This window comes from Clostridium fermenticellae, assembly GCF_003600355.1.
GTDB lineage: Bacteria > Bacillota > Clostridia > Clostridiales > Clostridiaceae > Clostridium_AV > Clostridium_AV fermenticellae.
In genome coordinates this window covers 2,617,677-2,642,934 of record NZ_CP032416.1, presented here as the reverse complement: position 1 = coordinate 2,642,934, position 25,258 = coordinate 2,617,677, and the positions used below count along the sequence as shown (strand labels likewise).

The window sequence follows — 25,258 nt, the reverse complement described above, 5'->3', positions numbered from 1 at the left end:
GTATGGAAATATTTAAAAATTTATCATATAATATAACTGAGTGTGAATATTAAATACTTTGGATGAATTTTTCGGGAGATTAGGCATAGTCCTTTAATTTAAAAATATTTAGAAGATGACTGCTTAGCTATAGTTTTATAGTATTCTTAAATGAATAGCCGAAGGAATAAGTATTATTTCCTTAATAATATGAATCTCTCAGGCAAAAGTACCGAAAAAGGACATGACTCTGGAAAGCTTTAAGCACCGAAGGAGTAAATCTCTCAGGTAAAAAGGACAGAGGTAAAAGGAAAGGGATTTCTTTTACTTTTGTCCTTAATTTTATTTTAATATTCAACTTAAGACTATTAAGGAATAGGAGGAGGTATTATAGGAGAAGTTATAATTGTAACTAATAATCCATTAAGCAAAGACAAACTTCGGGCTAAACATGAAATACACTTTGTGGAAGGAGGTGTTATGAAAGTACTGGAGACAGCAAGAGATTATATACATTGTGGACATAATCTTTTAACCCATCCGCTTATGGGGAGTGTTAAACCAAATGAAACACCATATAAAACTATTGTATTGAGCAAGAACAGCAGGAAAAGTGTGGATTTTAAATCTTTACAATATATTGAAGACAGTATAAATACAACCCAAAAATTTACAAGAAATTACAATACTCCGCATTGGAATGACAAAATTTTAACAGATTTTTCACTAATAGACTACGATCTGATAAGAAACGCGTTTGAGTAGTCTTAGAGCTTAAAAAGTTATACTTTAATAAATAGGAGGAAGCATTATGGTGCATTTATATGATTGTATAATAATTGGAGGGGGACCAGCAGGACTTTCTGCAGCTATTTATGCATCTAGATCTAGAATGGATACTCTGCTTATAGAGAGAGCAAAGTACGGTGGTCAGGCAACTACCACAGATGAATTAGAAAATTATCCAGGATCTATTGAAAATTGTACTGGAACAAGTTTATCTCAGAGAATGAAAAAACAAGCTGAGGATTTTGGAACGATATTTGTGAAGGATGAAATAACTGAGGTTGACCTGGACAGTAAGATAAAAGTTTTAAAAGGTAAGGACAGTGAATACAGGGCAAAAACTATTATAATTGCAACTGGAGCAAATCCTAGGCTCTCAGGATTTAAGAATGAAAAAGAGTTAAGAGGACGCGGAATTTCATATTGTGCAACCTGTGATGCTGATTTTTTCACTGATCTGGATATAGCAGTAGTAGGAGGAGGAGATTCGGCTATTACTGAAGCTATTTATCTAACTAAATTTGCTGAACATGTTACCGTTATACACAGAAGAGATGAATTAAGAGCTGTCAAATCACTTCAGGAAAAAGCATTTGCAAATAAAAAAATAAGTTTTATATGGAATTCGACTGTAGAAGAAGCTGTAGGTGATGAAATACTTGAAGGGTTAATTATAAAAAATAAACTTACAGGTGAAAAAAGCAGACTTGATGTCAATGGATGCTTTGTATTCGTAGGATATACTCCTATTTCCGAATTATTTGAAAATAAGGTGTCTATGGATAAAGGGTATATTGTAACAGACGAGGATATGAAAACGAGTACACCGGGTGTGTTTGCAGCAGGTGATATAAGGAAGAAATCTTTAAGACAGGTTATAACTGCAGCGGCAGATGGTGCAATAGCGGCAACTACTGCTGAAAAGTATATATCAGAAAATGAATTTTAGATTAAGGAGGATGAATAATATGGTTGAATTAACAAAACAAAATTTTGATGATGAGGTTTTAAATTATACTGAGAAACCGGTATTTGTAGATTTTTGGGGTGACAAATGTGAGATTTGTAAAGAATTAATGCCTGGTGTGCATGGACTGGAAGAAAAATATGGAGACAAAATCAAATTTTCAAGTCTTAATATAAGTAAAGCTAGAAGACTTGCAATAGGACAAAAAGTATTAGGCCTGCCAACAATGATAATTTATAACAAAGGTGAAAAGGTTAACACAATTACTGCAGATAAAATAACATCATTAAAAGATGTTGAAGATTTTATTAAATCGTATTGTGAAACTATATAAAAAAGTTAGGAGGTGAACGTATTGCGTTTAGAGTTAGGAAAAATACACATTGATGATCTTAAATTTGGCAGTGAGACGAAAGTTGAAAATGGGATCTTATATGTAAATAAAGATGAGCTGTTAAATGAAATTAGTAATGACGATAGGATTGAAAGTATTGAATTAAATATTGTAAAACCTGGAGAAGAAACTAGAATAATACCTGTAAAAGATGTAATAGAGCCTAGAGTAAAAGTTGATGGTGAAGGTGGTATATTCCCCGGTTTTATAAGTAAAGTTGATACCGTCGGCTCTGGAAGAACGCATGTTTTAAGTGGTGCAGCAGTAGTTACTACAGGAAATATTGTGGGTTTTCAAGAGGGCATTATAGATATGAGTGGAGAAGGTGCAAAATATACTCCATTTTCAAAGACAAATAATTTGGTTATAACTTGTGAAGTTAAAGACGGAGTAAACCAGTATGAGCATGAGGAAACTTTAAGAATGATGGGTTTTAAGGCAGCAGTTTATCTTGGCAAAGCTGGAGCCGATGTTGAACCGGATGAACTTAAGGTATATGAGACATTACCATTACTGGAGCAGGTTAAACAATATCCGGATTTGCCTAAAGTTCTATATGTATATATGCTTCAAAGTCAAGGACTTCTTCATGACACTTATGTATATGGAGTGGATGCTAAAAAAATTATACCAACTTTCTTGTATCCGACAGAAGTATTTGATGGTGCAGTAGTCAGCGGAAATTGTGTATCAGCTTGTGACAAAAATCCAACTTATGTTCATCTGAATCATCCAGTTATTGAGGATTTGTATGAAAGACATGGTAAGGATATAAATTTCTTGGGTTGTGTTATAACCAATGAAACCGTTTATCTTGCAGACAAAGAAAGGTCTTCCAGTTATACTGCTAAATTGGTAGAGTTACTTGGTGCAGATGCTGTAATAATATCTGAAGAAGGCTTTGGAAATCCGGATGCTGATCTTGTTATGAATTGTAATAAGATAAGTGCTAAAGGAATTAAAACAGTTCTTATAACTGATGAGTATGCAGGACAGGATGGAAGTTCGCAGTCTCTTGCCGATTCAACAATAAAAGGAGATGCAGTTGTTACGGGAGGAAATGCCAATGAAGTCATAAGACTACCTAAAATGAAAAAGGTTATAGGACATCCTGAAGCTGTAAATGTAATTGCCGGAGGACATAATGGAAGTTTAGCAGAAGATGGTTCCATTGAGGCTGAACTACAGGTAATAACCGGAGCTACGAGTGAGGTTGGATTTAATAACCTCAGTGCTAAAGGATTTTAAATTTTAAGGAGGATGATATTTATGTTAAAAGGTAAAAAAGTAATTGCAATAGGGGATAGAGATGGAATACCGGGACCAGCTATTGAAGCTTGTGTAAAATCAGCTGGAGCAGAAGTGATTTTTGCATCTACAGAATGCTTTGTTTGAACAGCCGCAGGTGCTATGGATCTGGAGATCCAACAAAGAGTAAAAGACTTGACAGAAAAGTATGGTGCAGAAAATATAGTTGTAATATTGGGAGGTGCTGAAGCAGAGGCATCAGGACTTTCAGCTGAAACTGTAAGTGCAGGAGACCCAACATTTGCAGGACCACTTGCAGGAATTGAGCTTGGTCTTTCCGTATATCATATGGTTGAACCAGAAGTAAAACAGGAATGTGATGATGCTGTATATGATGAACAGTGCGGTATGATGGAAATGGTACTGGATGTTGACGAAATAATTAGTGAAGTTAAAACAGTAAGAGATGAATATTCAAAATATTGATATGCAAAGGAGGTTGTAATTGTATGATTAAGGTTGTGCATTATATAAATCAGTTTTATGCAGGAATAGGCGGAGAAGAAAAGGCAAATGTAAAACCTGAAATTAGGGAAGGCTTTGTAGGACCCGGCATGCAGCTTAATAAATTAATAGAAAAAAGTGATGCTAAAATAGTTGCAACAGTTATATGTGGAGATTCATACTTTAATGAAAATATGGATGAGGCCAAAGAAAAAATAATAGATATGATAAAGGGATATGATCCAGACTTGTTTATGGCAGGACCTGCTTTTAATGCAGGAAGATATGGTATGGCCTGCGGTTCAATATCTAAAGAAGTAGAAGATAAACTTGGTATCCCGGTTGTAACTGCAATGTATCCTGAAAATCCAGGGGCTGATTTATATAAAAAGTATTTATATATAATTGAGACCAGAAATAGTGCAGTTGGAATGAGAAAAGCACTTCCAAAGCTCGCTGGTTTTGGACTTAAACTTGTTAAAAATGAAGAAATAGGGTCACCTGAAGAAGAAGGATATATAGAAAGAGGAATAAGAAAAAATTGTCTAAGAGGAGATAGAGGATCTAAGAGAGCAGTTGATATGCTGGTAAAGAAACTTAAAGGCGAGGAATTTAAAACTGAATTTAAGATGCCAGTATTTGATAGAGTCGATCCTAATCCGGCAGTAAAAGATATAACAAAGGCCAAAATTGCATTGGTTACATCAGGAGGAATAGTTCCAAAGGGTAATCCAGATCATATAGAATCTTCCAGTGCTTCAAAATTTGGAAAGTATAAAATAGAAGATGTGAGTGATTTGACTCCTGAAACTTATGAAACGGCACATGGCGGATATGATCCTAGTTATGCCAACAATGATGCTGATAGGGTATTACCGGTAGATGTATTAAGACAGATGGAGAAGGAAGGCAAGATAGGATCACTTTATGAATATTATTATTCGACAGTTGGAAATGGTACAGCAGTTGCTTCTGCTAAAAAGTATGGTGAATCAATAGTGAAAGAACTTATAGCCGACGGAGTTCAGGCAGTTATATTAACGTCCACCTGAGGAACTTGTACTCGTTGCGGTGCAACAATGGTAAAAGAAATAGAAAGAGGAGGACTGCCAGTAGTTCATATGTGTACAGTAGTACCTATATCATTAACAGTTGGAGCTAATAGGATAGTTCCTACAATTGCTATCCCTCATCCGCTTGGAGATCCTAGTCTCAGTAAGCAGGATGAATTTAAATTAAGGTATAAGTTAGTTGAAAAGGCATTAAATGCTCTTTCGACTGAGGTTGATGGACAGAAGGTATTTGAAGAGTAAGTATATAGTTGGAGTTGGGAATTAAAAATTGAAGAATATTTAATTTTTAATTCCTGAATTTTTTAATATGTATGAATGGAGGGTTAAAAATGAATTTTCCTGTTATAAAAAATGCTTCTTATGTCTTAGTTGATGTTCCAGATATGGTGGTCAACAATGGAACTACTCAGACATTAGAAAAAAAGACAAATTCAGAATCCGAATATCTAAATGAAATAAAAAAACATTTGAGAACTTTTGATGAGGTTGTGGCATATCCGCCAAATCAAACCTACATAGGGAATTTGCCGCCAGAGGAATTATCTAATATAAAGAGACCATGGCATTTGAATAAGGTTGAAGGTGCAGACAGATTTGGAAAATTTGGTGAAATAATGACTCAGAGCGAATTCTATGGACTTCTTAAGCTCTCTGATGTATTTGATTTGGTTATCCTTGAGGATTCCTTTACAGAGTCTGTACGAGAAATGTTTAAAAAACATCCGCTTTTAAATACACGTGCTGAAGAGCTTAAACCTGGCGAAAAAATAGAGGATATAGAAAAATTAGTTCATGAAAATATAGCAGCTCCTATTTATCAGGATGGTAAATTAGTTGGATGCGTAAAAAGAGCACATGAATTTGATGAAAATTTATCTTCACATGTAATGCTTGAAAATTTATCAGTTAAGGCATCTGGAGTCTTGGCATTAATGCATCTTATGAAAAATTCAAAAATGGATGGAAAGGATATAGATTACCTTATAGAATGTTCGGAAGAGGCTGTAGGAGATATGAATCAGAGAGGAGGAGGAAACTTAGCAAAGGCATGTGGTGAAATAGCAGGCATAAGTGGTGCTACAGGAATTGATATGAGAGGATTCTGCGCCGGACCTGCACATGCACTTATAACTGCTTCTGCACTTGTAAAATCAGGAATATATAAGAATGTTGTTGTATTTGCAGGAGGCTGCACAGCTAAGCTTGGAATGAATGGAAAAGACCATGTTAAGAAGGATTTGCCAATACTTGAAGACTGTCTTGGCGGATTTGCAATACTTGTATCCGAGAATGATGGAGTAAATCCTGTTGTTAGAACAGATATAATTGGCAGACATACTATAGCTGATGGAGCTGCACCACAGGCTGTAATAAAAGCTTTGGTACTTGATCCACTTGCTAGAAATGACATGAAGATTACTGATGTAAATAAATTTGCACCGGAAATGCAGATACCGGATATAACTGAGCCGGCAGGAGCTGGTGACGTACCAACCCAGAATTATAAAATGATAGGGGCCCTGGCTGTTAAAAGCGGTCAGCTTGAAAGAAAGCAATTACCGGAATTCGTAAAGAAACATGGGTATCCTGGATTTGCTCCTACTCAGGGACATATACCATCTGGAGTACCTATAGTTGGATATGGTATAGAACATATATTGAATGGGAAATTAGATAATTTTATGATAATAGGAAAAGGAAGCTTGTTCCTTGGAAGAATGACTAATCTGTTTGATGGTGTATCGGTACTTATTGAAAAAAATAAAGGATTAAAAGAAGAAGCTCCTGGAATTTCTAAGGATGAAATAAAGGAATTAATAGCGGATGAAATGAAAAAATTTGCACAGCAGATAACTGAATAGTTACAGAGTTTCTGATCTTGAACCCTATAGAAATTTATTTGAAGGGGAGGTATGAATATGGATAATATAAAAAAGATGATAGCGGAATCATTTGATGAAATAGCAGATGGAATAAAAAGTGGAAGCTTTAAGAAGAAACTTAGGATAGGACTTACATTGTATGGTTCAGAACATGGCACAGAGGAAATGGTAAGGGCTGCAGAACTTGCTAAAAGAAAGTACGGAGATTTTGATATAGTTTTAATAGGTCCAAAACTTAATTGCGATTTTGAACTTGTAGAGGCTGCAAATGCCAAAGAAGGGCATGATAAGATGGTAGAGCTTCTTGACAAAGGAGAAATAGACGGGTGCGTAACACAGCATTTTGACTTTCCAATAGGAGTTTCTACTGTAGGAAGATTAATTACCCCTGCAAATGGCAGAGATGTTATAATTGCAACTACGACCGGAACCTCGTCTACAGACAGAGTTGAGGGAATGGTAAAAAACTGTATATCGGGAATTGCTGTCGCAAAGGCACTTGGATTAGAAAATCCTACAGTTGGAATATTAAATATAGATGGTGCAAGAAAAGTTGAAAGAACACTAAAAAAGCTTGAGAAAAGTGGTTATCATGTGCAGTTTGCTGAATCACTTAGAGAAGATGGTGGGGCAGTTATGAGGGGAAATGATATTCTGGCTGGTACGCCGGACGTCATGATAACTGATTCACTTACGGGAAACTTACTGATAAAAATTTTTTCAGCATATACGACTGGAGGAAATTATGAAACTCTTGGATATGGATATGGGCCAGGAATTGGAGAAGACTACAATAGGCTCATAAATATAGTTTCTCGTTCTTCAGGAGCACCACTAATATGCGAAGCTCTTAAATATTGCTCAATATGTGCAGAAAAAGAAGTATTAAAAATTGCAAAACATGAATTCGAGGAAGCAAAGAAAGCAGGACTTGATGATATATTGAAGAGTACACTTAAGGCAGAAAAGCAGGCATCGGATGACAAGGAAAATATAGAAATACCTCCAAAAACTGTTGTAACCTATGCAATACCTGGCATAGATATACTAGAATTGGAGGATGCATGTAGTGCATTGTGGAAGGAAAACATATACTGTGAAAGTGGTATGGGCTGTACTGGACCTGTGATTTTAGTGGAGGATTCTAAGGCAAATGATGCAGTAAGGATATTAGAGAGTAAAGGATATAAATAAATTTGATAAGTAGAGCCTTTATACCATGTTTCAAAATTTAGTTTATATTTTGATTGGTTTTATTGACTTCAGTGCAATAAATGATTTTGATAAGTTTTTATTGTGCTGAAGTCTTTATAGGGTTTGTAATTCCAAGCCTAAGTTATACTTCAGTTGACATTTCCAAAATTCGTCACCTAAAAAATTTCTAGTAAGTCTAAGTTCGTATTTATAAAAACCTAAGCAGATTTTATAAACTCGCAGGCTCAAACATATAAAATCTGCTTAGGTTTTTAAAAATACTTCACTAAGACTTACTAAAAAATTTTTTAATGTGCCTATATTTTGGAAATGTCAGCTTACGTATAACTTAAGCTTGGAATTACAAACCCTATATATTTATTTGAATTGTAGATTAAATAACAAATTAGAATTATTAATATGATTTTCATGATATAATTGATTTAACAAATACTTTTTAGTTTTATTATGGAAATGAGGTGTTACTGTGAATTTAGATTTTAGTCTAAACTTAACACAGGAACAAAAACTGGTTATGACACAGCAGATGCAATTATCTATAAAATTGCTCCAAATGTCAAGTTTTGAACTTGAACAATATATTGAAAAAGAGGTTCAGGAGAATCCTGTGCTTGATGCAAAAGATGCTTATGATAATGTGAAATCAAAAAATGATGATATTGATTATAAGCAATTAATTAAATATTTAGAATTTGATAACTATAGTCACCACAATTATACAAGGAATAATGAAGAAGAAGTATCACCGTTTATATTTATTTCTGAGAAAAAGTCATTGAAGGAATATCTAAAAGAACAGATAAGAGACATAGAAGAAAACGATTATATAAAGTCAATTTGTTTTTATCTTATTGAAAATATAAATGCTAAAGGGTATCTTGATATGGATGATGAGGAGATTATGGACGAGATAAATATATCAAGGGATATTGAGAATCATGCTGTTAAGATTCTGCAAAGTCTTGAACCATATGGCGTGGGAGCGAGAGACCTTAAGGAGTGTCTGAGAATACAAGTGATAAAAAAAGGAATAGATGATACTAATATTTTTATTATAATAGATAAATATCTGGAACTTATAGCTGAAAATAAATATAATATTATAGCTAAGGAACTTAAAATAGATGTTAAAGAAGCACAAAAGTACGGGGATACAATAAAGTCACTTGAACCAAAGCCGTCTAGAGGCTTTTATACAGGTGAAGAAACAAAGTATATAATTCCCGATGCATATATAAAGAAAATAGATGACAAATATTATATAATTATGAATGATGATTTGCTGCCAAAGCTTAGTATAAATAATATGTATAAAGATATAATAAATGAAGATCAAGACAAAAATGCAGTTGATTATGTAAAGGAGAAGCTTAATAGTGCAATATTTTTGATTAAAAGTATACAACACAGAAAAAGTACAATCTATAGGGTTCTGGAGAAAATACTTGAGATTCAGAGAGATTATTTTGATTATGGGGAAAAGCATTTAAAACCCATGACCTTAAAAAATATAGCAGATAGTTTGGAAATGCATGAATCAACAATAAGCAGAGCTATTAGGGATAAGTATATATATACAAATTCGGGAACTATAAGAATCAAAGATCTTTTTACACTGGGTATATCATCAACTATTAATGGAGAAGATGTATCTGTAAATTTAATTAAAAGATACATACAGGATTTGATTGACAATGAGGATAGAAAAAAGCCATTATCTGATCAGAGAATATGTGATATACTAATTCAAAAAAATATGAATATTTCTAGGAGAACTGTGGCAAAATACAGAGAGGAATTAGGAATAAAGTCATCTAAAGGGAGAAAGAGATTTTAGTTCTCCCTTTGTTATTCATAATTTATTCATACTTTTTTAAAGGGAATACTATTTAAAAAAATTAGTTTTTGATTTATAATATAAACGGGACAAAAAAGTTATCAGTGGGACATTTTTAGACCAGAGGGGTGTTTGAATGGAACAGTTATTGAAATTACAGCAAAAAATAGTTCCCGAATTGTTAGAATTACTGGAGAAAAGGTATAACATACTTAGAACTATATATTATAATCAGCCCATAGGCAGAAGGGTTTTAGCAAATAATTTAGGTATAGGTGAAAGAATAGTTCGCACGGAAATAAATTTCTTAAAAAGCCAGAACTTCATTGAAATAAATACTCAGGGTATGACAATAACAAGAGAAGGAGAAATTATAAATGATAAACTTAAAGATTTTATACATGAAATGAAAGGTTTGTCAGATATAGAAAGTCAGATAAAAGAAAAATTAAAATTAAGAGATATAATAGTTGTCCCGGGGAGTTTGGATGAAGATCATACAGTTATGAATGAACTTGGAAGAACGGCAGCATCTTATTTAAGGGGAATTATTAAGGACAATAGTATAATTTCGTTAACAGGTGGATCTACGATTAAAGAAGTAGTTGATAATATGCCTGGAATATCTGGACTTGAAAATATATTTGTAGTTCCGGCGAGAGGTGGTATGGGTAAAAATATACAGACTCAAGCAAATACTCTGGTTTCTAATTTAGCAAGTAAGTTATCCGCAAACTATAGATTACTTCATGTTCCTGATAATCTAAGCGATAAGGCTTTAGGAACTATTGTTGAGGAAAAAGATATTAGAGAAATTTTGGACATAATACATAGCTCAAATATTTTAATATATGGTATTGGAAGAGCAGATCAAATGGCTAGAAAAAGAGGTCTTAGTGAAGATAAGGTTAAAAAGATTTATAAGGCCGGTGGAGTTGGAGAAGCATTTGGGTACTATTTTAATAGGCTTGGAGAGGTTGTATATTCAACCCCAACTATAGGAATTAAAAATGATGACATCAATAAAATAGATTTTCTTGTTGCAGTCGCAGGTGGAAAGGAAAAGGCAGAAGCTATAATTTCTACTGAAATTAACAATTCAAATAGTGTACTTGTTACGGATGAGGGAGCGGCATGTGAAATCTTGAATATTATAAATAGTCAAAAATAATTATTAATATAAATTATGCCTTTTTATTAGTTTTACATTCTTGGATAATACAATACTAATTTAAAAGCAAATTATTTGATTTGGGAGGAATTTTTAATGATTAAAGTTGGAATTAACGGTTTTGGAAGAATAGGAAGAAATGTATTTAAGGCATTAGTAAAAAATTACGCAGATGAATTACAAGTTGTTGGTATAAATGACTTGACTGATGCTGCTACATTAGCTCATTTATTAAAATATGATTCGTTGTATGGAAGATTTGATGGAACAGTTGAAGCTAGAGAAAATTCAATAGTTGTAAACGAAAAGGAAATAAGGATTTTTTCAGAAAGGAATCCTAAAGACATAGATTGGAATGGTGTTGGAGCTGAAATAGTTATAGAATCTACTGGATTATTTAGAGATGAAAAGGCTAAGGCTCATCTTGGTGGAACAGTTAAAAAGGTTCTTATTTCAGCACCGGCAAAGAATGAAGATATTACAATAGTTATGGGTGTTAATGAAGAAAAGTATGATCCAAATAAGCATAATATTATTTCGAATGCTTCCTGTACTACAAACTGCTTAGCTCCATTTGCCAAGGTACTTGACAGAGAATTTGGAATAGTAAAAGGATTAATGACAACAGTCCATTCATATACTGGGGATCAAAGATTACTTGATGCCCCACACAAAGATTTGAGGAGAGCTAGAGCCGCTTGTGAATCCATGATTCCAACAACTACAGGAGCTGCAAAGGCAGTGGCCCTTGTATTACCTCAATTGAAAGGAAAATTAAATGGATTCTCACTTAGGGTTCCTACTCCTACAGTATCCTGCACAGATTTAGTTGCAGAACTTAAAAAGGATGTAACAGTTGAGGAGGTAAACGCTGCATTCAAAAAGGCTGCCGAGACTGATATGAAGGGCATACTTGGTTATAATGATGAACCATTGGTATCTGTAGACTACAGAGGGGATAAAAGATCTTCAATAGTAGATGGATTGTCAACTATGGTTGTTGAGGGAAATATGGTTAAAGTTGTTTCATGGTATGATAATGAATTTGGATATTCAAACAGATTAGCAGACTTAACTAAGTATGTTGCTGATAGATTATAGTGGATAGGATATAATATAAGGTCTGGTTTTGTAGTTTCTGGCTATAAGGCCGGGCCTTTTTAAGACAGTCATATAGTGATTTTATTTGTCAATAATAAAATATATGGTAATATAATGTTATCTAGAGATTTTAATTAAAAGGGGTGTAATTTAAATGGCTGTTTATAATAAAAAGACTATAGAAGATATAGATGTAAAGGGAAAAAAGGTTTTAGTAAGATGTGATTTTAATGTGCCGCTGGTTGATGGAAAAATAACAGATGAAAATAGATTAGTCGGTGCACTTCCAACAATTAAATATTTAGTAGAGCATGATGCAAAAGTTATACTTTGTTCACATCTTGGGAAACCTAAGGGAGAACCGAAACCTGACTTATCTTTAGCTCCAGTTGCTAAAAGACTTTCAGAGCTTTTAAAAAAGGAAGTTGTATTTGCTGCAGATGATAATGTAGTCGGTGAAAATGCTAAAAAAGCAGTTAGTGAAATGAAAGATAGAGATGTTGTTCTTCTTCAAAATACAAGGTATAGAAAAGAAGAAACTAAAAATGAGGAAAATTTCTCAAAAGAATTAGCTTCGCTTGCCGGGGTGTTTGTTAATGATGCCTTTGGTACAGCTCATAGAGCTCACTGTTCAACAGTTGGAGTTACCAAGTTTATGAAAGTTGCAGTATGTGGGTATTTAATACAAAAGGAATTAAAATTTTTAGGAAATGCTGTTGAAAATCCTCAAAGACCATTTGTAGCAATATTGGGTGGAGCAAAGGTATCAGATAAGCTTGGAGTTATAAATAATCTTTTAGACAAAGTTGATACGCTTATAATAGGAGGAGGAATGGCCTACACATTCTTAAAAGCACTTGGAAATGAAATAGGCAAATCATTATTGGAAGCTGATAAGGTTGATTATACCAAAGATATGATAAAAAAGGCAGAAGAAAAGGGAGTAAAATTATTATTGCCTATAGATGTAACATATACTAAAGAGTTTGGAAAAGATGAGACTCCATTTATATCAGAAGGAAGAAGTATTCCAAAGGATTATATGGGGCTTGATATAGGTCCTAAAACATCAAAGCTTTTTGCAGATTCATTAAAGACTGCAAAGACAGTTGTTTGGAATGGTCCAATGGGAGTATTTGAATTCCCTGAATTTGCAAGGGGAACTCTTGCTGTAGCTGAAGCAATGGCCGCTTCTGATGCTATAACAATAATAGGAGGAGGAGATAGTGCATCTGCTGTTAATAACTTTGGACTTGGTGATAAAATGACACACATATCCACAGGTGGTGGGGCCTCACTTGAGTTCCTGGAAGGAAAGGTTCTTCCTGGTATAGCAGCTTTAAACGATAAATAATAATATTTTAAATATAAATTATCAAAAGTAAATGATCGGGGGATTTTAAAATTATGAGAAAAGCAATAATAGCAGGAAACTGGAAGATGAATAACACAGTTGATGAAGCTAAAAAGCTAGTTAAAGAATTAATACCTTTAGTAAGTGATGCAAAATGTGACGTGGTTGTATGTCCAACATTTGTATGTCTGGATGCTGTGTTAAAAGCTGTTAGTGGTACAAATATAAAAGTTGGCGCACAAAATATGTATTTTGAAGAAAAAGGTGCATTTACCGGTGAGATTTCACCATCTATGTTAGAAAAAATGGGTGTTGACTATGTGATAATAGGACATAGTGAGAGAAGACAATACTTTAATGAAACAGATGAAACTGTAAATAAGAAAGTAAAGAAAACTTTTGAACATAATATGATTCCTATAATATGCTGTGGTGAAACATTAGAAGAAAGAGAAGCAAATGTAACAAACGAAGTTTTAGGAAGACAGATAAAATTAGATCTAGCAGGACTTACGAATGAACAAATTCAACAATTAGTAGTTGCTTATGAACCAATATGGGCTATTGGTACTGGAAAGACGGCAACAGATGAACAGGCAAATAAAACTATAGGATATATAAGAAGTGTCATAGCTTCAATATATGGAAAAGAAACTGCAGAAAAAACTAGAATTCAATATGGTGGATCTGTTAAACCTGCTACAATAAAGGCTCAGATGGCTAAACCAGAAATAGATGGAGCATTGGTTGGTGGAGCAAGTTTAAAAGCTGCTGATTTTTCAGCAATAGTAAATTATTAAAAATCACAATATAGTTTTAAAAGGTTTGGAGGTAAATATGAGTAAAAAACCAGTTTTATTAATGATACTCGATGGATTTGGATTAACAGATAAGAAAGATGGAAATGCAGTAACAGCAGCATATAAACCAAATATAGATAAGTTATGGCAGAACTATCCACATACACAGATTAGTGCAAGTGGAAAGAGTGTTGGACTTCCAGAAGGTCAGATGGGAAATTCGGAAGTTGGACATTTAAATATAGGTGCAGGAAGAGTTGTTTATCAATCACTCACAAGAATAACTAAGTCAATAGAAAATGGTGACTTTTTTAAAAACCCGGAAATAAACAAGGCTATGGATAATGCCTCTAGAAATAACTCTACACTTCACTTATTGGGACTTTTGTCACCAGGTGGAGTACATTCTCATATTAATCATTTAAAAGGTCTTTTAAAACTTACAAAGCAAAAGGGACTTCAGAAGGTTTATGTTCATGCATTTTTAGATGGAAGGGATGTTCCACCGGCCTCTGCCAAAACTTATATAGAAGATATTGAAGATTTTATGAAAGAAACTGGTGTAGGTAAAATAGCTACCGTATCTGGAAGGTATTATGCTATGGATAGAGACAAAAGGTGGGAAAGAATACAACTTGCTTATAATGCTTTGGTACTTGGAAAAGGTGAAACAGCAGAAAGTGCAATAGAAGCAGTGGAAAAATCATATAAGGATAATAAAACAGATGAGTTTGTACTTCCTACTGTTGTAGTAAAAGATAAAGATACGGTTATAAAAAATAATGATTCTGTAATTTTCTTTAACTTTAGACCAGATAGAGCAAGAGAACTTACGAGAGCTATAAATGACAGGGTATTTGATGGATTTTCAAGAGAGAGGTTGAAACTTACATTTGTAACCATGACAGAGTATGATTCAACTATAGAAGGTGTAGATGTAGCTTTCAAAAATGAAACTTATGTGAATACATTAGGTGAGTATATAAGCAGCATTGGTAAAAAACAACTCAGGATAGCAGAGACAGAAAAATATGCTCATGTTACATTTTTCTTTAATGGAGGAGTAGAAAAACCAAATCCAGGGGAAGACAGAGTACTTATACCATCACCGAAGGTGGCTACTTACGATATGCAGCCAGAAATGAGTGCTTATACAGTGACAGAGAAGCTTTTAGGAAAATTAGATGAAGATAAATATGATTTAATAATACTAAATTTTGCAAATCCAGATATGGTAGGACATACTGGTGTATTTGATGCCGCTAAAAAGGCTATAGAGGCTGTTGATGTATGCGTAGGGAAAATTATGGATAAGATATTAGGAAAAGATGGAGTAGCATTTGTAACAGCAGATCATGGAAATGCAGAGCAAATGATTGACTATTCTACAGGAAAACCTATGACTGCACATACAACAGACCCGGTACCGTTCATATATGTTGCAAAGGACGCTAAACCATTAAGAGATAGTGGTATATTGGCTGATATAGCACCGACTATTTTACAGGTAATGGGAGTAGAAATCCCTAAAGAGATGACAGGGAAAAGTCTCCTAAGATAGGTTTACAATTATAAATTATTAGTTTAATTAATGAGAGAGGTGTTTTTATGAAAAATTATGTTGAAATTGTTGATGTTGCTGCCAGACAAATATTAGATTCAAGATGCAATCCTACAATTGAAGTTGAGGTTGTACTTGAGGATGGAACAATTGGCAGAGCATCTGTACCATCGGGAGCATCTACAGGTGCTTTTGAAGCTGTAGAATTAAGAGATGAAGATAAATCCAAATACTTTGGTAAGGGAGTTCTTAAAGCTATTGATAATGTAAATAATATAATAGCTGAAGAGTTGATTGGAGTAAATGTATTTGATCAGGTGTATATTGACAAGGCAATAATAAATTTGGATGGTACCCCTAATAAAGCAAACCTGGGGGCTAATGCAATGCTTGGAGTGTCACTTGCCTGTTCGAAGGCTGCAGCAAATTATCTTGGATTAAGTTTGTATAATTATATAGGAGGGGTAAATGCAAAAGTTTTACCTATACCTATGATGAATATAATAAACGGAGGAAAGCATGCAGATAATAATGTTGACCTTCAAGAATTTATGATTATGCCGGCTGGAGCTCCAAGTTTTAGTGAGGCTCTTAGAATGAGTGCTGAGGTATATCATACACTTAAATCACTTTTAAAGTCAAAAGGTTATGATACAGGAGTTGGAGATGAGGGCGGATTTGCTCCAAATTTGAAGTCAAATGAAGAGGCAATCAAGATAATAGTTGAGGCAATAGAAAAAGCAGGATACGAGCCAGGAAAACAAATTTTTATAGCCTTAGATCCAGCTTCATCTGAATTATATGAAAATGGGAAATATAATTTAAAAGGCGAAGGAAGGGTTTTAACTGCAGAGCAAATGGTAGATTACTATGTAGAGCTAGTGAATAAATATCCTATAATATCTCTTGAAGATGGTATGGCAGAAGAGGATTGGGATGGCTGGAAGATACTTACTCAAAAGCTTGGTGATAGAATACAACTTGTAGGAGATGATTTGTTTGTCACAAATACAAGTAGACTTAAGAACGGCATAGAAAAAGGTGTGGCAAATTCTATACTAATAAAATTAAATCAAATAGGTACGTTAACTGAAACACTTAATGCTATAGAGATGGCTGAAAGAGCAGGATATACGGCAGTTGTTTCCCACAGATCCGGAGAAACAGAAGATACAACAATATCAGATTTGGTTGTTGCAGTTAATGCTGGTCAGATAAAGACAGGAGCTCCAGCTAGAACAGAAAGAGTTGCAAAATATAATCAGCTTCTAAGAATAGAGGAAGAATTAGAAGAAGTAGCAGAGTATAGAGGATTAGATGCTTTTTATAATGTTAAAAATATAAAGAAGCAACATTCTTAAATAATATATTGATTTAAAGCAGCTGAAAATAGAGCCCTTTTAAAATGAGGCTCTATTTTTTATCCTTGACTATTGGTGTTATTCTAGTACTATGATTGTAGGTATAATTTAAATTGGGGGAGTATAATGTGAAGAATATAATTTCGGAAGAAAATAAAGATAATATTTTACTTCACTGGTATAGTTCTAGATTGAAGTTAGTATTAGAAGGAATTCTTGTTGGAATAATTACAGGATTTGTAATTGTACTTTTTAGGGTTAGTATAGAAAAGTTAACAGACGCTGTAAATAAGATATACCAGATGATTAAAGTTAATCTATGGGCTATGCCATTATGGATTATATTACTTATAGCAGTAGGCTATCTACTAGGTAAAATAGTTAAGAGTGATCCTATGACAGGAGGAAGTGGGATTCCACAAGTTGAAGGAGTCTTGCTTAGAAAACTTGACATGAAGTGGTATAGAGTTATTATTGGAAAGTTTATTGGTGGCACTCTTGGGATTGGATTAGGACTTTCGCTTGGAAGAGAAGGCCCATCAGTTCAACTTGGAGCAGCTGTTGGTCAGGGAGTAAGCAGGATGCTAAAGAAGATAAAAATAGAAGAAAAGTACTTGATTACAAGTGGTGCAAGTGCTGGACTTGCTGCTGCCTTTAATGCACCTTTAGCTGGAACTATATTTGCTTTAGAAGAAGTACACAAGAATTTTTCACCTTTAATTTTGATTTCTGCTTTTTCTGCAGCATTATCATCAGACTTTATTACAAGTGAATTTTTTGGATTTAAACCTATATTTGATTTTAAAAATATATCGCCAATACCATTAAGATACTATGCATTTATATTCATATTTGCCATTATAATAGGAATTATGGGAGTTGTTTTTAATATAGCACTTTTAAAAAGTCAAACATTATATTCAAAACTAAAATGGATTCCCGATGAATTTAATGCAGTAATTCCTCTTTTGATTTCTGTGATATTTGCATTTTGGCTTCCTTATGTATTGGGTGGTGGAAATAAGCTCATAATGCAGCTTACATATATACATTTTTCAATAGGTTTTATTCTGCTTTTACTTATCGTTAAGTTTTTATTTACTATGGTATGTTATGGATCTGGTGCACCGGGTGGAATATTTTTACCACTTCTTGCTATAGGTGCAATAATTGGATGTGCATATGGAAATGTAATTACAAATATGTTCGGAATAAATACAATGTATATAAATAATTTTATAATACTTGGTATGACAGGATATTTTACAGCTGTTGTAAAGTCACCCATAACAGGAATTATATTAATTACCGAAATGACAGGAACATTTAATAATTTTCTTTCGTTAAGTATTGTAGCTATAATAGCATATTTAACTTCAGATGCATTAGGGTCAGATCCTATTTATGAGTCACTGCTCGAGAAATTTTTAGCAAATAACTCAAAGAATGAAAAGGTGAGGATAGGTAATAGTAAACAAAAATTTATACTTCAAATATCTGTTTGTATGGGTTCATACTTAGATGGTAAAAAAGTTAGAGAAGTAGATTGGCCAGAGTATTGTCTGGTAACTGAAATAAAAAGAGGATCTCAAAAGATAATACCAAATGGAAATACTGGTATAAGTGCTGGTGATTACATTACAATTCTTACAAATGAGGATATGGCGGGTAAAGTGAATGATAAATTGATGTATATGTCACAAGATAAGTTGTATTTTGATGAAAATAAAAGTTGATATATGTTACAATATATATAAAAGTATATTTTAACATCAGATTAAGGGGTGATTGCAATAAGACAACGTGTTTTGGCTATGGATGTAATGAGAGCACTTGCTATTATTACGGTTATTTTTATACATGTAACTGCATTAATGCTTTCTTACAGTACAGTTAATACAAAAATTTATATGCAGTCACTTTTGGTAAATCAGTTAGCAAGATTTTCGGTTCCGGCTTTTATAACTCTATCTGGAATAGGTCTTTCAATTAGTTACAAAGAAGGTCAAGGATATTTCAAGTTTTTGGCTCACAGATTGTATAAAGTGATTCCGAGGTATATTATATGGTGTGTTATATATATTTATATTATAAAGAAAACACTTAATATATCTTTAATTGCTAATAATATTTTGTATGGAAGTGCTTTTTATCATTTATATTTTGTTCCATTAATAATTCAGTTTTATATTATATTTCCACTTGTACATAAAATTATAGGATCTAAATTATCATTGATTATAAATTTTATAATTACTATGCTTATTTTAGTTGGGGTACATAATTATATATTTCCAGGTATTATCCAAAATTTTTTTGACAGGAAAAATATGTTAGATTGGCTGTTCTATTTTTCATTTGGAGCATTTATAGGAAATAATTTAACTGCATTTTTAAATTTACTTAAGAAATTTAGAAAAATAGTGTTTGTATCATTTATTTTAGTTATATTTGGATTTATATATGAGATTGTATTAAATGCCAGATTTAATAGGAATATTGATTATTCAACTACATTTTTAAGACCAAGTATTCTGATATACAGTACAGTGGTTATACTACTAATTTTCAGTATAAATTGGAAAGAAAATTTCTTCATGAGAATAGTACAATATATATCAAAATCATCTTATGGTGTTTTTTTATCGCATGCATTGGTATTATATTATTTTTCGAAGTATTATACTGATAATATGATAAATATAAATAGTATAGGATTTTTGATAAAAGGCTTTTTTATTACATTTTTTGGTGGAATTATTATAAACCAGATAAGAAAATTTCCATAAAGATCAGCGATTTTAAAAATCGTTGATCTAATTTTCTTTATAAATTATAATGTAAGTAATTTTTTTTAAAATTATATGTGAAAAAAATAATAATTAATAGCACTAAAATGCGAAAATAATCTAATATAATATTAAGATAAAGTTTATTAAAGTATTATTTTAATAATCACAATTATTTAGTTATATATCAAATTTATAATTATATATGTTTAATATAGTTAAAAGTATCAAATTTATTTCTAAAATATCTTAGATTATTCTTGAATTACAAATTAAATTAAGTATATTTTGAAAAATTCGAAAATAAGTGTTAAAAATTTATTTTTATATTGCTTTTTTCTTAAAGCTGATATATAATTAAATCATAAGATATTGATATTTTTTTAACAATATTAAAAGGGGTGATTGTAATGAGTAAATACAAAGTTGGAGACGAATTATTAATAATACAAAATCCTTCAGAGGATGCTAAAAAACTAGAAAAATTAACAAAGTTAGAAGTTAAAGAGGATTTCGCTCAAATATCTTGGGGATTAAAAATAGTAGACATAGAATATGATAAACCTAATGTGACTTTGACTTATCAAAATCTAATGGGTGATATAAATAAAGTATTTGCAGTATGTACAGATGTAGCTAATTTTAACCATCAAAAGGTTTTGGAAAAAGCACTGCTTAAGGCATTTCAAGCTGAAATTATAGATATAACAACAATTAAGAATGAAAAAAGGGAAATATGTAATATCTAACCTGAATAAGCTTCTTATAATCAGTTTGAATGTATAGTAAAAAAGTTATTAAATTGAAATGCTCTCTTTTAGGTAAACAAGTTAAATAATAAGACTTGATTGCCTTAAGGGGGCATTTTTATGTTAAAAAATAAGATAAATTTAGACGAAAAAATGCAGTATACTTGAATTATAAATTATACTGCTAGAATTAGAATAGAGAAAAATTTAATTTAAAAATCAGAAGTTTAGCACTTAAAAAATTTTTAGGACGGTAGTCCTTTGAATTATAAAGTCTTATGAATATTTACAGTAGAATTAATAGATTCCGATTTTTACTGGAAATTATACGGAAAAAATTTGCATAATAAAAGCATCCTTTTTATAATGGTTTTGCTAAAAACTAAAAATAAAAGGATGCTGATAAAATGAGTAAAAGTTATTTGAAACAGCTACTCACTTATATTAACAGGGTATATGATATAGGTGAAAAAATCAATAGTTTAAAAAATAAAATAATAAAATCTCCAGCAAAAGTTTCAACAATAGCTTTCGTAGTATTATTTGGATTCATGCTTCAAATAAGAAGTTTCAATAGATTAGAACATTGGATTGAAAAGAATAAATTTAAAAAGGTATTACCTAAAAATACTAAAATGCTACGCATTGACGCCGTTAGGCGTTTCTTGAATGATTTTGATCTTGATGGCTTAAAAAATATCAACAAGCACATAATAAAAACTACTGCGAAGAATAAAGTATTTAGAAATGGTACTATAGATGGTTTAAAGGTAGCTGCCATAGATGGTGTAGAACTATTTGACAGTATTAAAAAATCTTGTAACAACTGCCTTACAAGGGTTGATAAAAAAGGTATAACGCATCATTTTCACAGATCAGTAGTTTGTGCAATGGTTGGTTGTGATCCACATATTGTTTTAGATCAGGAAATGCTTGAATCCCAAAAAGATAGTTCAGGTAAAGATGAAGGAGAAATTACTGCCGGCAAACGTTTAATTAAAAAGCTATATAAAAAATATCATCACTTTGCGGATATCATTGTAGCTGATGCTTTGTATTGTAATGCTACATGGATAAAAGAAGTACTCTCTATAGGAATGAATGCTGTAGTTAGAGTAAAAGATGAACGTCTTCACATTGTAAAAGACGCATTAGCTTTATTTAAATGCCGTGAGGCAGATAAGAACTGGATTGTAAGAAAAAATACAAATATCTACACAAAGATTAAGGCATGGGAAGATGATAATTTTGAAATGTCTGATAAGGATATAAAAGTAAGGTTCTTGAGGTTTGTGGAAGAAATTCATACTGGAGACAGAATAGAGATTAAAGAAGGATGGATCATAACAACAGATAAATTTACATCAGTAGAAAGCCTGTGGAAGATAATGCATAAAAGATGGGACATTGAAAATAATATATTTCATCAACTGAAGACGGAATGGCATTTAGATCACTGTTTTCTTCATAGCCCTACGGGCGTAGAAACAGTTTTAATGTTTATAATAATAGCATTTAATTTAATGCAGTTATACTTTTTTAGGTGTATAAGGGGTTTTAGAGAAAAGAATATGCTTCAAATGGATATTATTGAAGATATAAAAGATGAAAGATTTACTATAGAAGATAATTGGAATAACCCTATATTTGGAAAGACATAATTCAAAATTAAAACTGGAAATTGATTATATAAATTTATCGGGGTAAAGAGGTATTATAATTATTTTTTCGACCTAACGGTCTCCGGGCTTACCAGCCCTTTAAATAAATGTAATTGGATACAATTCCAGTAAAAATAAAATTTTTACTGGAATTTAGGTGCTAAATCTCTGTTTAAAAATACTTTTTATTGTACTTTATTTTTTAGTATGCTAAAATATACTTTGTGTACACATGGAGGTGAATTAGCTTGAAAACCTTGCTTATAATTTTTGAAACTATAATAGCAATTGCAATAATAGCAGTTATTTTAGTTCAGCCTGGTAAAACAAATGGATTAAGTGGTTTTATTTCAGGAGGGGTCAGTGAAACATTTTATTCTAAAAACAAATCGAGAACTTCCGAGGCTATGCTTATTAGAACAACAGTTGTGCTTTCAGTAATATTTGCAGCTCTTTGTATTATTCAGAATTTGATAAAATAAAATGTATTTATTATGTAATTTATGCTAATAATATGAATATGTTAGTGATTATCATGCCTTTAGGTAGGGACGGCTCTGCTTAAGGGCATAGTTTATATTATAGGAATTTTGAAATGAAAGGAGTGCTTTGTATTGAATATAAGAGAAGTAATATTGAGTTTTATGAAAGAGCAGGCATATAAGCCTATGAATATATTTGAACTTCAAAGGATATTTGAGATATCAAAAGAGGATAGAAAAGAATTTTCAAAGGTATTGAAGTCAATGGAGAAAGATGGGGAAATAGTTAAGACACGTACAGATTATTATGGAATACCTGATAGGATGGGACTTGTAGTTGGAAAAGTTCAAGGTCATCAGAAGGGGTTTGCATTTATAATACCGGAGAAGGAGGATGTACCGGATGTATTTATACCATCATCTTATTTAAACGGAGCAATGAATGGTGATAAGGTAGTTGCCAAAGTAAATAAACAGAGCGGTAATGGCAAGAAATGTGAAGGCGAGATTATAAGAATACTTGAAAGAGCGAATAAAACAATAATAGGAACATATGAGGATAGTAAGAATTTTGGTTTTGTAGTTCCAGAAGAAATTAGAATATATCAGGATATCTTTATATCTAAACATTGTAAAGGTAGTGCCAGAACCGGGGATATTGTCATAGCAGAAATAACTACATGGCCTGAGAAAAGAAGAAACCCGGAAGGAAAAATAGTGGAGGTCATTGGTAAAAAGGGCGATAAAGGAATAGATATACTCACTATAATAAAGAAAAATAATCTCCCTGAAAAGTTTCCAGAAAAAGTTCAGGCATATGCTGATTCGATACCTGATGATATACCTGATAAGGAATATAGAAGAAGAAAAGATTTAAGAAATTTGACAGTTGTAACTATAGATGGAGAAGATGCAAAAGACTTAGATGATGCAGTTTCATTAGAAAAGCTTCCAAATGGTAATTATCATCTGGGAGTACACATTGCGGATGTATCAAATTATGTAACAGAAAAAAATCCTATAGATAAGGAAGCTTTAAAAAGGGGAAATTCCGTCTATTTAATAGATAGAGTAATACCTATGCTTCCTAAAAAATTATCGAACGGAGTCTGCAGTTTAAATCCTAAAGTTGATAGGATGACTTTAAGCTGTTTTATGGAAATAGATAAAACAGGTAAGGTTGTTGAGTACAATATAACTGAAAGTATTATAAATAGTAATGAGAGGATGACTTATACTGATGTTACAAAAATACTCAGGGACCATGATGAGGAAACTATAAAGAAGTATGATTATTTGGTAGACAAATTTAAACTTATGGAGGAACTGTGCAAGGTACTTTATAAAAAGAGAATTTTAAGAGGGGCTATTGATTTCGATTTTGAAGAATGTAAGATAATATTGGATGAAAAAGGTAAGCCTGTTGAAATAAAACCTTATGAGAGAGCAATAGCAAATAGAATAATAGAAGAATTTATGCTTGTTTGCAATGAAACAATAGCAGAGCATATGTTTTGGAATAATACACCTTTTGTATATAGGATCCATGAAGACCCGGATGATGAAAAACTTATGAGGTTTAATGAGTTTGTTCATAATTTAGGATATGTTGTGAAAATGAACAAAGAAAAGGTACATCCCAAATCTCTTCAGGAGGTAGTTGAAAAGGTAAGAGGGAAAGCTGAAGAAATAGTTGTAAATACTCTTCTCCTTCGTTCAATGAAGCAGGCGAGATACTCACCAGAATGTGTCGGACATTTTGGACTGGCAGCAAGATATTATTGTCATTTTACTTCGCCTATAAGAAGATATCCTGATCTTATAATTCACAGGATAATAAAAGAATTTATAAATGGTGGATTAGATCAAAAGAGATGTTCTAAACTTATGCCGCAGGTTGAATATGCATCAAAACATTCTTCTGAGATGGAAAGGATTGCTCAGGATGCCGAAAGGGAAGTTGATGATCTTAAGAAGGCTGAGTATATGAGTGAAAGAATCGGCCAGGAATTTGAAGGTATAATATCGTCTGTAACAAATTTTGGAATGTTTGTAGAACTTCCCAATACTATTGAGGGACTTGTACATATGAGTACTCTGGAGGATGATTATTATATTTATGATGAAAAGCATTTGAGTCTTATAGGAGAGAGAACTAAAAAGATATTTAGACTTGGTGACAAGGTTAAAATAAAAGTTTCACGGGTTGACATGTTTGCACATGAAATTTATTTTGATCTCTTAAGAGAGGATAAGGAAGAGGAAGGCATTTCAAAAGCATAAATAATATCATTGAGTTTGCCATAGAGTTATACTATTATATTATTAATAGGATGTTATAAA

21 protein-coding genes and 2 riboswitches are annotated in these 25,258 nt (G+C 32.3%); all 21 genes read left to right on the top strand.

Annotated features, from left to right (window positions below):
* Nucleotides 1-62: 62 nt before the first annotated feature.
* Nucleotides 63-224, top strand: a riboswitch (glycine riboswitch).
* Nucleotides 225-290, top strand: a riboswitch (glycine riboswitch).
* 76 nt (nucleotides 291-366) lie between these two features.
* The 21 genes from D4Z93_RS12160 (at nucleotide 367) to rnr (ending at nucleotide 25,198) form a co-directional block, all read left to right on the top strand.
* Nucleotides 367-744: a GrdX family protein gene (locus tag D4Z93_RS12160; RefSeq protein WP_119973871.1), complete on the top strand. Its 378-nt coding sequence runs from the start codon at nucleotides 367-369 to the stop codon at nucleotides 742-744.
* A 46-nt stretch (nucleotides 745-790) separates the two neighbouring features.
* The gene (gene trxB, locus D4Z93_RS12155; RefSeq protein ID WP_119973869.1) at nucleotides 791-1,714 is read left to right on the top strand and encodes a thioredoxin-disulfide reductase; all 924 of its coding nucleotides are present in this window, start codon (nucleotides 791-793) and stop codon (nucleotides 1,712-1,714) included.
* 19 nt (nucleotides 1,715-1,733) lie between these two features.
* Complete coding sequence (locus tag D4Z93_RS12150; protein ID WP_119973868.1) at nucleotides 1,734-2,066, top strand: thioredoxin family protein; 333 nt, start codon at nucleotides 1,734-1,736, stop codon at nucleotides 2,064-2,066.
* Between the two features lie 21 nt (nucleotides 2,067-2,087).
* Nucleotides 2,088-3,374, top strand: coding sequence for a glycine/sarcosine/betaine reductase component B subunit (locus tag D4Z93_RS12145; protein ID WP_119973866.1), 1,287 nt, complete (start codon nucleotides 2,088-2,090; stop codon nucleotides 3,372-3,374).
* A gap of 21 nt (nucleotides 3,375-3,395) precedes the next feature.
* The gene (grdA, locus tag D4Z93_RS12140) at nucleotides 3,396-3,860 is read left to right on the top strand and encodes a glycine/sarcosine/betaine reductase complex selenoprotein A (protein ID WP_162920308.1); all 465 of its coding nucleotides are present in this window, start codon (nucleotides 3,396-3,398) and stop codon (nucleotides 3,858-3,860) included.
* 23 nt (nucleotides 3,861-3,883) lie between these two features.
* A complete protein-coding gene (gene grdB / locus D4Z93_RS12135; RefSeq protein ID WP_119973864.1) occupies nucleotides 3,884-5,191 on the top strand; it encodes a glycine reductase complex selenoprotein B in 1,308 nt (435 codons plus the stop codon).
* Nucleotides 5,192-5,280: 89 nt separating this feature from the next.
* Nucleotides 5,281-6,813: a glycine/sarcosine/betaine reductase complex component C subunit beta gene (gene grdC / locus D4Z93_RS12130; protein ID WP_119973862.1), complete on the top strand. Its 1,533-nt coding sequence runs from the start codon at nucleotides 5,281-5,283 to the stop codon at nucleotides 6,811-6,813.
* A gap of 57 nt (nucleotides 6,814-6,870) precedes the next feature.
* On the top strand, nucleotides 6,871-8,028 hold the full coding sequence (gene grdD / locus D4Z93_RS12125) for a glycine/sarcosine/betaine reductase complex component C subunit alpha (protein WP_119973860.1): 1,158 nt from the start codon (nucleotides 6,871-6,873) through the stop codon (nucleotides 8,026-8,028).
* Between the two features lie 535 nt (nucleotides 8,029-8,563).
* Nucleotides 8,564-9,886 carry an RNA polymerase factor sigma-54 gene (gene rpoN, locus D4Z93_RS12120; RefSeq protein WP_243106012.1) on the top strand — a complete coding sequence of 441 codons (1,323 nt, stop codon included), beginning with the start codon at nucleotides 8,564-8,566 and terminating at the stop codon, nucleotides 9,884-9,886.
* Between the two features lie 136 nt (nucleotides 9,887-10,022).
* Nucleotides 10,023-11,057, top strand: a complete 1,035-nt coding sequence (locus D4Z93_RS12115; RefSeq protein WP_119973857.1) for a sugar-binding transcriptional regulator — start codon at nucleotides 10,023-10,025, stop codon at nucleotides 11,055-11,057.
* Nucleotides 11,058-11,153: 96 nt separating this feature from the next.
* A complete protein-coding gene (gene gap, locus D4Z93_RS12110) occupies nucleotides 11,154-12,158 on the top strand; it encodes a type I glyceraldehyde-3-phosphate dehydrogenase (RefSeq protein ID WP_119973855.1) in 1,005 nt (334 codons plus the stop codon).
* 154 nt (nucleotides 12,159-12,312) lie between these two features.
* Nucleotides 12,313-13,512: a phosphoglycerate kinase gene (locus D4Z93_RS12105; RefSeq protein ID WP_119973853.1), complete on the top strand. Its 1,200-nt coding sequence runs from the start codon at nucleotides 12,313-12,315 to the stop codon at nucleotides 13,510-13,512.
* A 53-nt stretch (nucleotides 13,513-13,565) separates the two neighbouring features.
* A complete protein-coding gene (gene tpiA, locus D4Z93_RS12100; RefSeq protein ID WP_119973851.1) occupies nucleotides 13,566-14,312 on the top strand; it encodes a triose-phosphate isomerase in 747 nt (248 codons plus the stop codon).
* Between the two features lie 37 nt (nucleotides 14,313-14,349).
* The gene (gene gpmI / locus D4Z93_RS12095) at nucleotides 14,350-15,873 is read left to right on the top strand and encodes a 2,3-bisphosphoglycerate-independent phosphoglycerate mutase (protein ID WP_119973850.1); all 1,524 of its coding nucleotides are present in this window, start codon (nucleotides 14,350-14,352) and stop codon (nucleotides 15,871-15,873) included.
* A gap of 47 nt (nucleotides 15,874-15,920) precedes the next feature.
* Nucleotides 15,921-17,234 (top strand): phosphopyruvate hydratase, encoded by a 1,314-nt coding sequence (gene eno, locus D4Z93_RS12090; RefSeq protein ID WP_119973848.1) that lies wholly within the window; start codon nucleotides 15,921-15,923, stop codon nucleotides 17,232-17,234.
* Between the two features lie 128 nt (nucleotides 17,235-17,362).
* Nucleotides 17,363-18,970, top strand: coding sequence for a ClC family H(+)/Cl(-) exchange transporter (locus D4Z93_RS12085; RefSeq protein ID WP_243105953.1), 1,608 nt, complete (start codon nucleotides 17,363-17,365; stop codon nucleotides 18,968-18,970).
* A 78-nt stretch (nucleotides 18,971-19,048) separates the two neighbouring features.
* Complete coding sequence (locus D4Z93_RS12080) at nucleotides 19,049-20,023, top strand: acyltransferase (RefSeq protein WP_119973846.1); 975 nt, start codon at nucleotides 19,049-19,051, stop codon at nucleotides 20,021-20,023.
* Nucleotides 20,024-20,433: 410 nt separating this feature from the next.
* Nucleotides 20,434-20,772 (top strand): hypothetical protein, encoded by a 339-nt coding sequence (locus tag D4Z93_RS12075; protein WP_119973845.1) that lies wholly within the window; start codon nucleotides 20,434-20,436, stop codon nucleotides 20,770-20,772.
* A gap of 407 nt (nucleotides 20,773-21,179) precedes the next feature.
* Nucleotides 21,180-22,433 (top strand): transposase, encoded by a 1,254-nt coding sequence (locus D4Z93_RS13565; protein WP_119970804.1) that lies wholly within the window; start codon nucleotides 21,180-21,182, stop codon nucleotides 22,431-22,433.
* A 248-nt stretch (nucleotides 22,434-22,681) separates the two neighbouring features.
* Nucleotides 22,682-22,915 (top strand): preprotein translocase subunit SecG, encoded by a 234-nt coding sequence (gene secG, locus D4Z93_RS12065; RefSeq protein ID WP_119973843.1) that lies wholly within the window; start codon nucleotides 22,682-22,684, stop codon nucleotides 22,913-22,915.
* A 132-nt stretch (nucleotides 22,916-23,047) separates the two neighbouring features.
* Nucleotides 23,048-25,198 (top strand): ribonuclease R, encoded by a 2,151-nt coding sequence (rnr, locus tag D4Z93_RS12060; RefSeq protein WP_119973841.1) that lies wholly within the window; start codon nucleotides 23,048-23,050, stop codon nucleotides 25,196-25,198.
* Nucleotides 25,199-25,258 lie beyond the last annotated feature (60 nt).

Excerpts from the sequence above, each read along its gene's own strand:
- trxB (WP_119973869.1), top strand. The coding sequence starts at position 791 with ATGGTGCATTTATATGATTGTATAATAATTGGAGGGGGACCAGCAGGA.
- D4Z93_RS12150 (WP_119973868.1), top strand. The coding sequence starts at position 1,734 with ATGGTTGAATTAACAAAACAAAATTTTGATGATGAGGTTTTAAATTAT.
- grdC (WP_119973862.1), top strand. The coding sequence starts at position 5,281 with ATGAATTTTCCTGTTATAAAAAATGCTTCTTATGTCTTAGTTGATGTT.
- grdD (WP_119973860.1), top strand. The coding sequence starts at position 6,871 with ATGGATAATATAAAAAAGATGATAGCGGAATCATTTGATGAAATAGCA.
- rpoN (WP_243106012.1), top strand. The coding sequence starts at position 8,564 with ATGACACAGCAGATGCAATTATCTATAAAATTGCTCCAAATGTCAAGT.
- D4Z93_RS12115 (WP_119973857.1), top strand. The coding sequence starts at position 10,023 with ATGGAACAGTTATTGAAATTACAGCAAAAAATAGTTCCCGAATTGTTA.
- gap (WP_119973855.1), top strand. The coding sequence starts at position 11,154 with ATGATTAAAGTTGGAATTAACGGTTTTGGAAGAATAGGAAGAAATGTA.
- D4Z93_RS12105 (WP_119973853.1), top strand. The coding sequence starts at position 12,313 with ATGGCTGTTTATAATAAAAAGACTATAGAAGATATAGATGTAAAGGGA.
- tpiA (WP_119973851.1), top strand. The coding sequence starts at position 13,566 with ATGAGAAAAGCAATAATAGCAGGAAACTGGAAGATGAATAACACAGTT.
- gpmI (WP_119973850.1), top strand. The coding sequence starts at position 14,350 with ATGAGTAAAAAACCAGTTTTATTAATGATACTCGATGGATTTGGATTA.
- eno (WP_119973848.1), top strand. The coding sequence starts at position 15,921 with ATGAAAAATTATGTTGAAATTGTTGATGTTGCTGCCAGACAAATATTA.
- D4Z93_RS12080 (WP_119973846.1), top strand. The coding sequence starts at position 19,049 with ATGGATGTAATGAGAGCACTTGCTATTATTACGGTTATTTTTATACAT.
- D4Z93_RS12075 (WP_119973845.1), top strand. The coding sequence starts at position 20,434 with ATGAGTAAATACAAAGTTGGAGACGAATTATTAATAATACAAAATCCT.
- D4Z93_RS13565 (WP_119970804.1), top strand. The coding sequence starts at position 21,180 with ATGAGTAAAAGTTATTTGAAACAGCTACTCACTTATATTAACAGGGTA.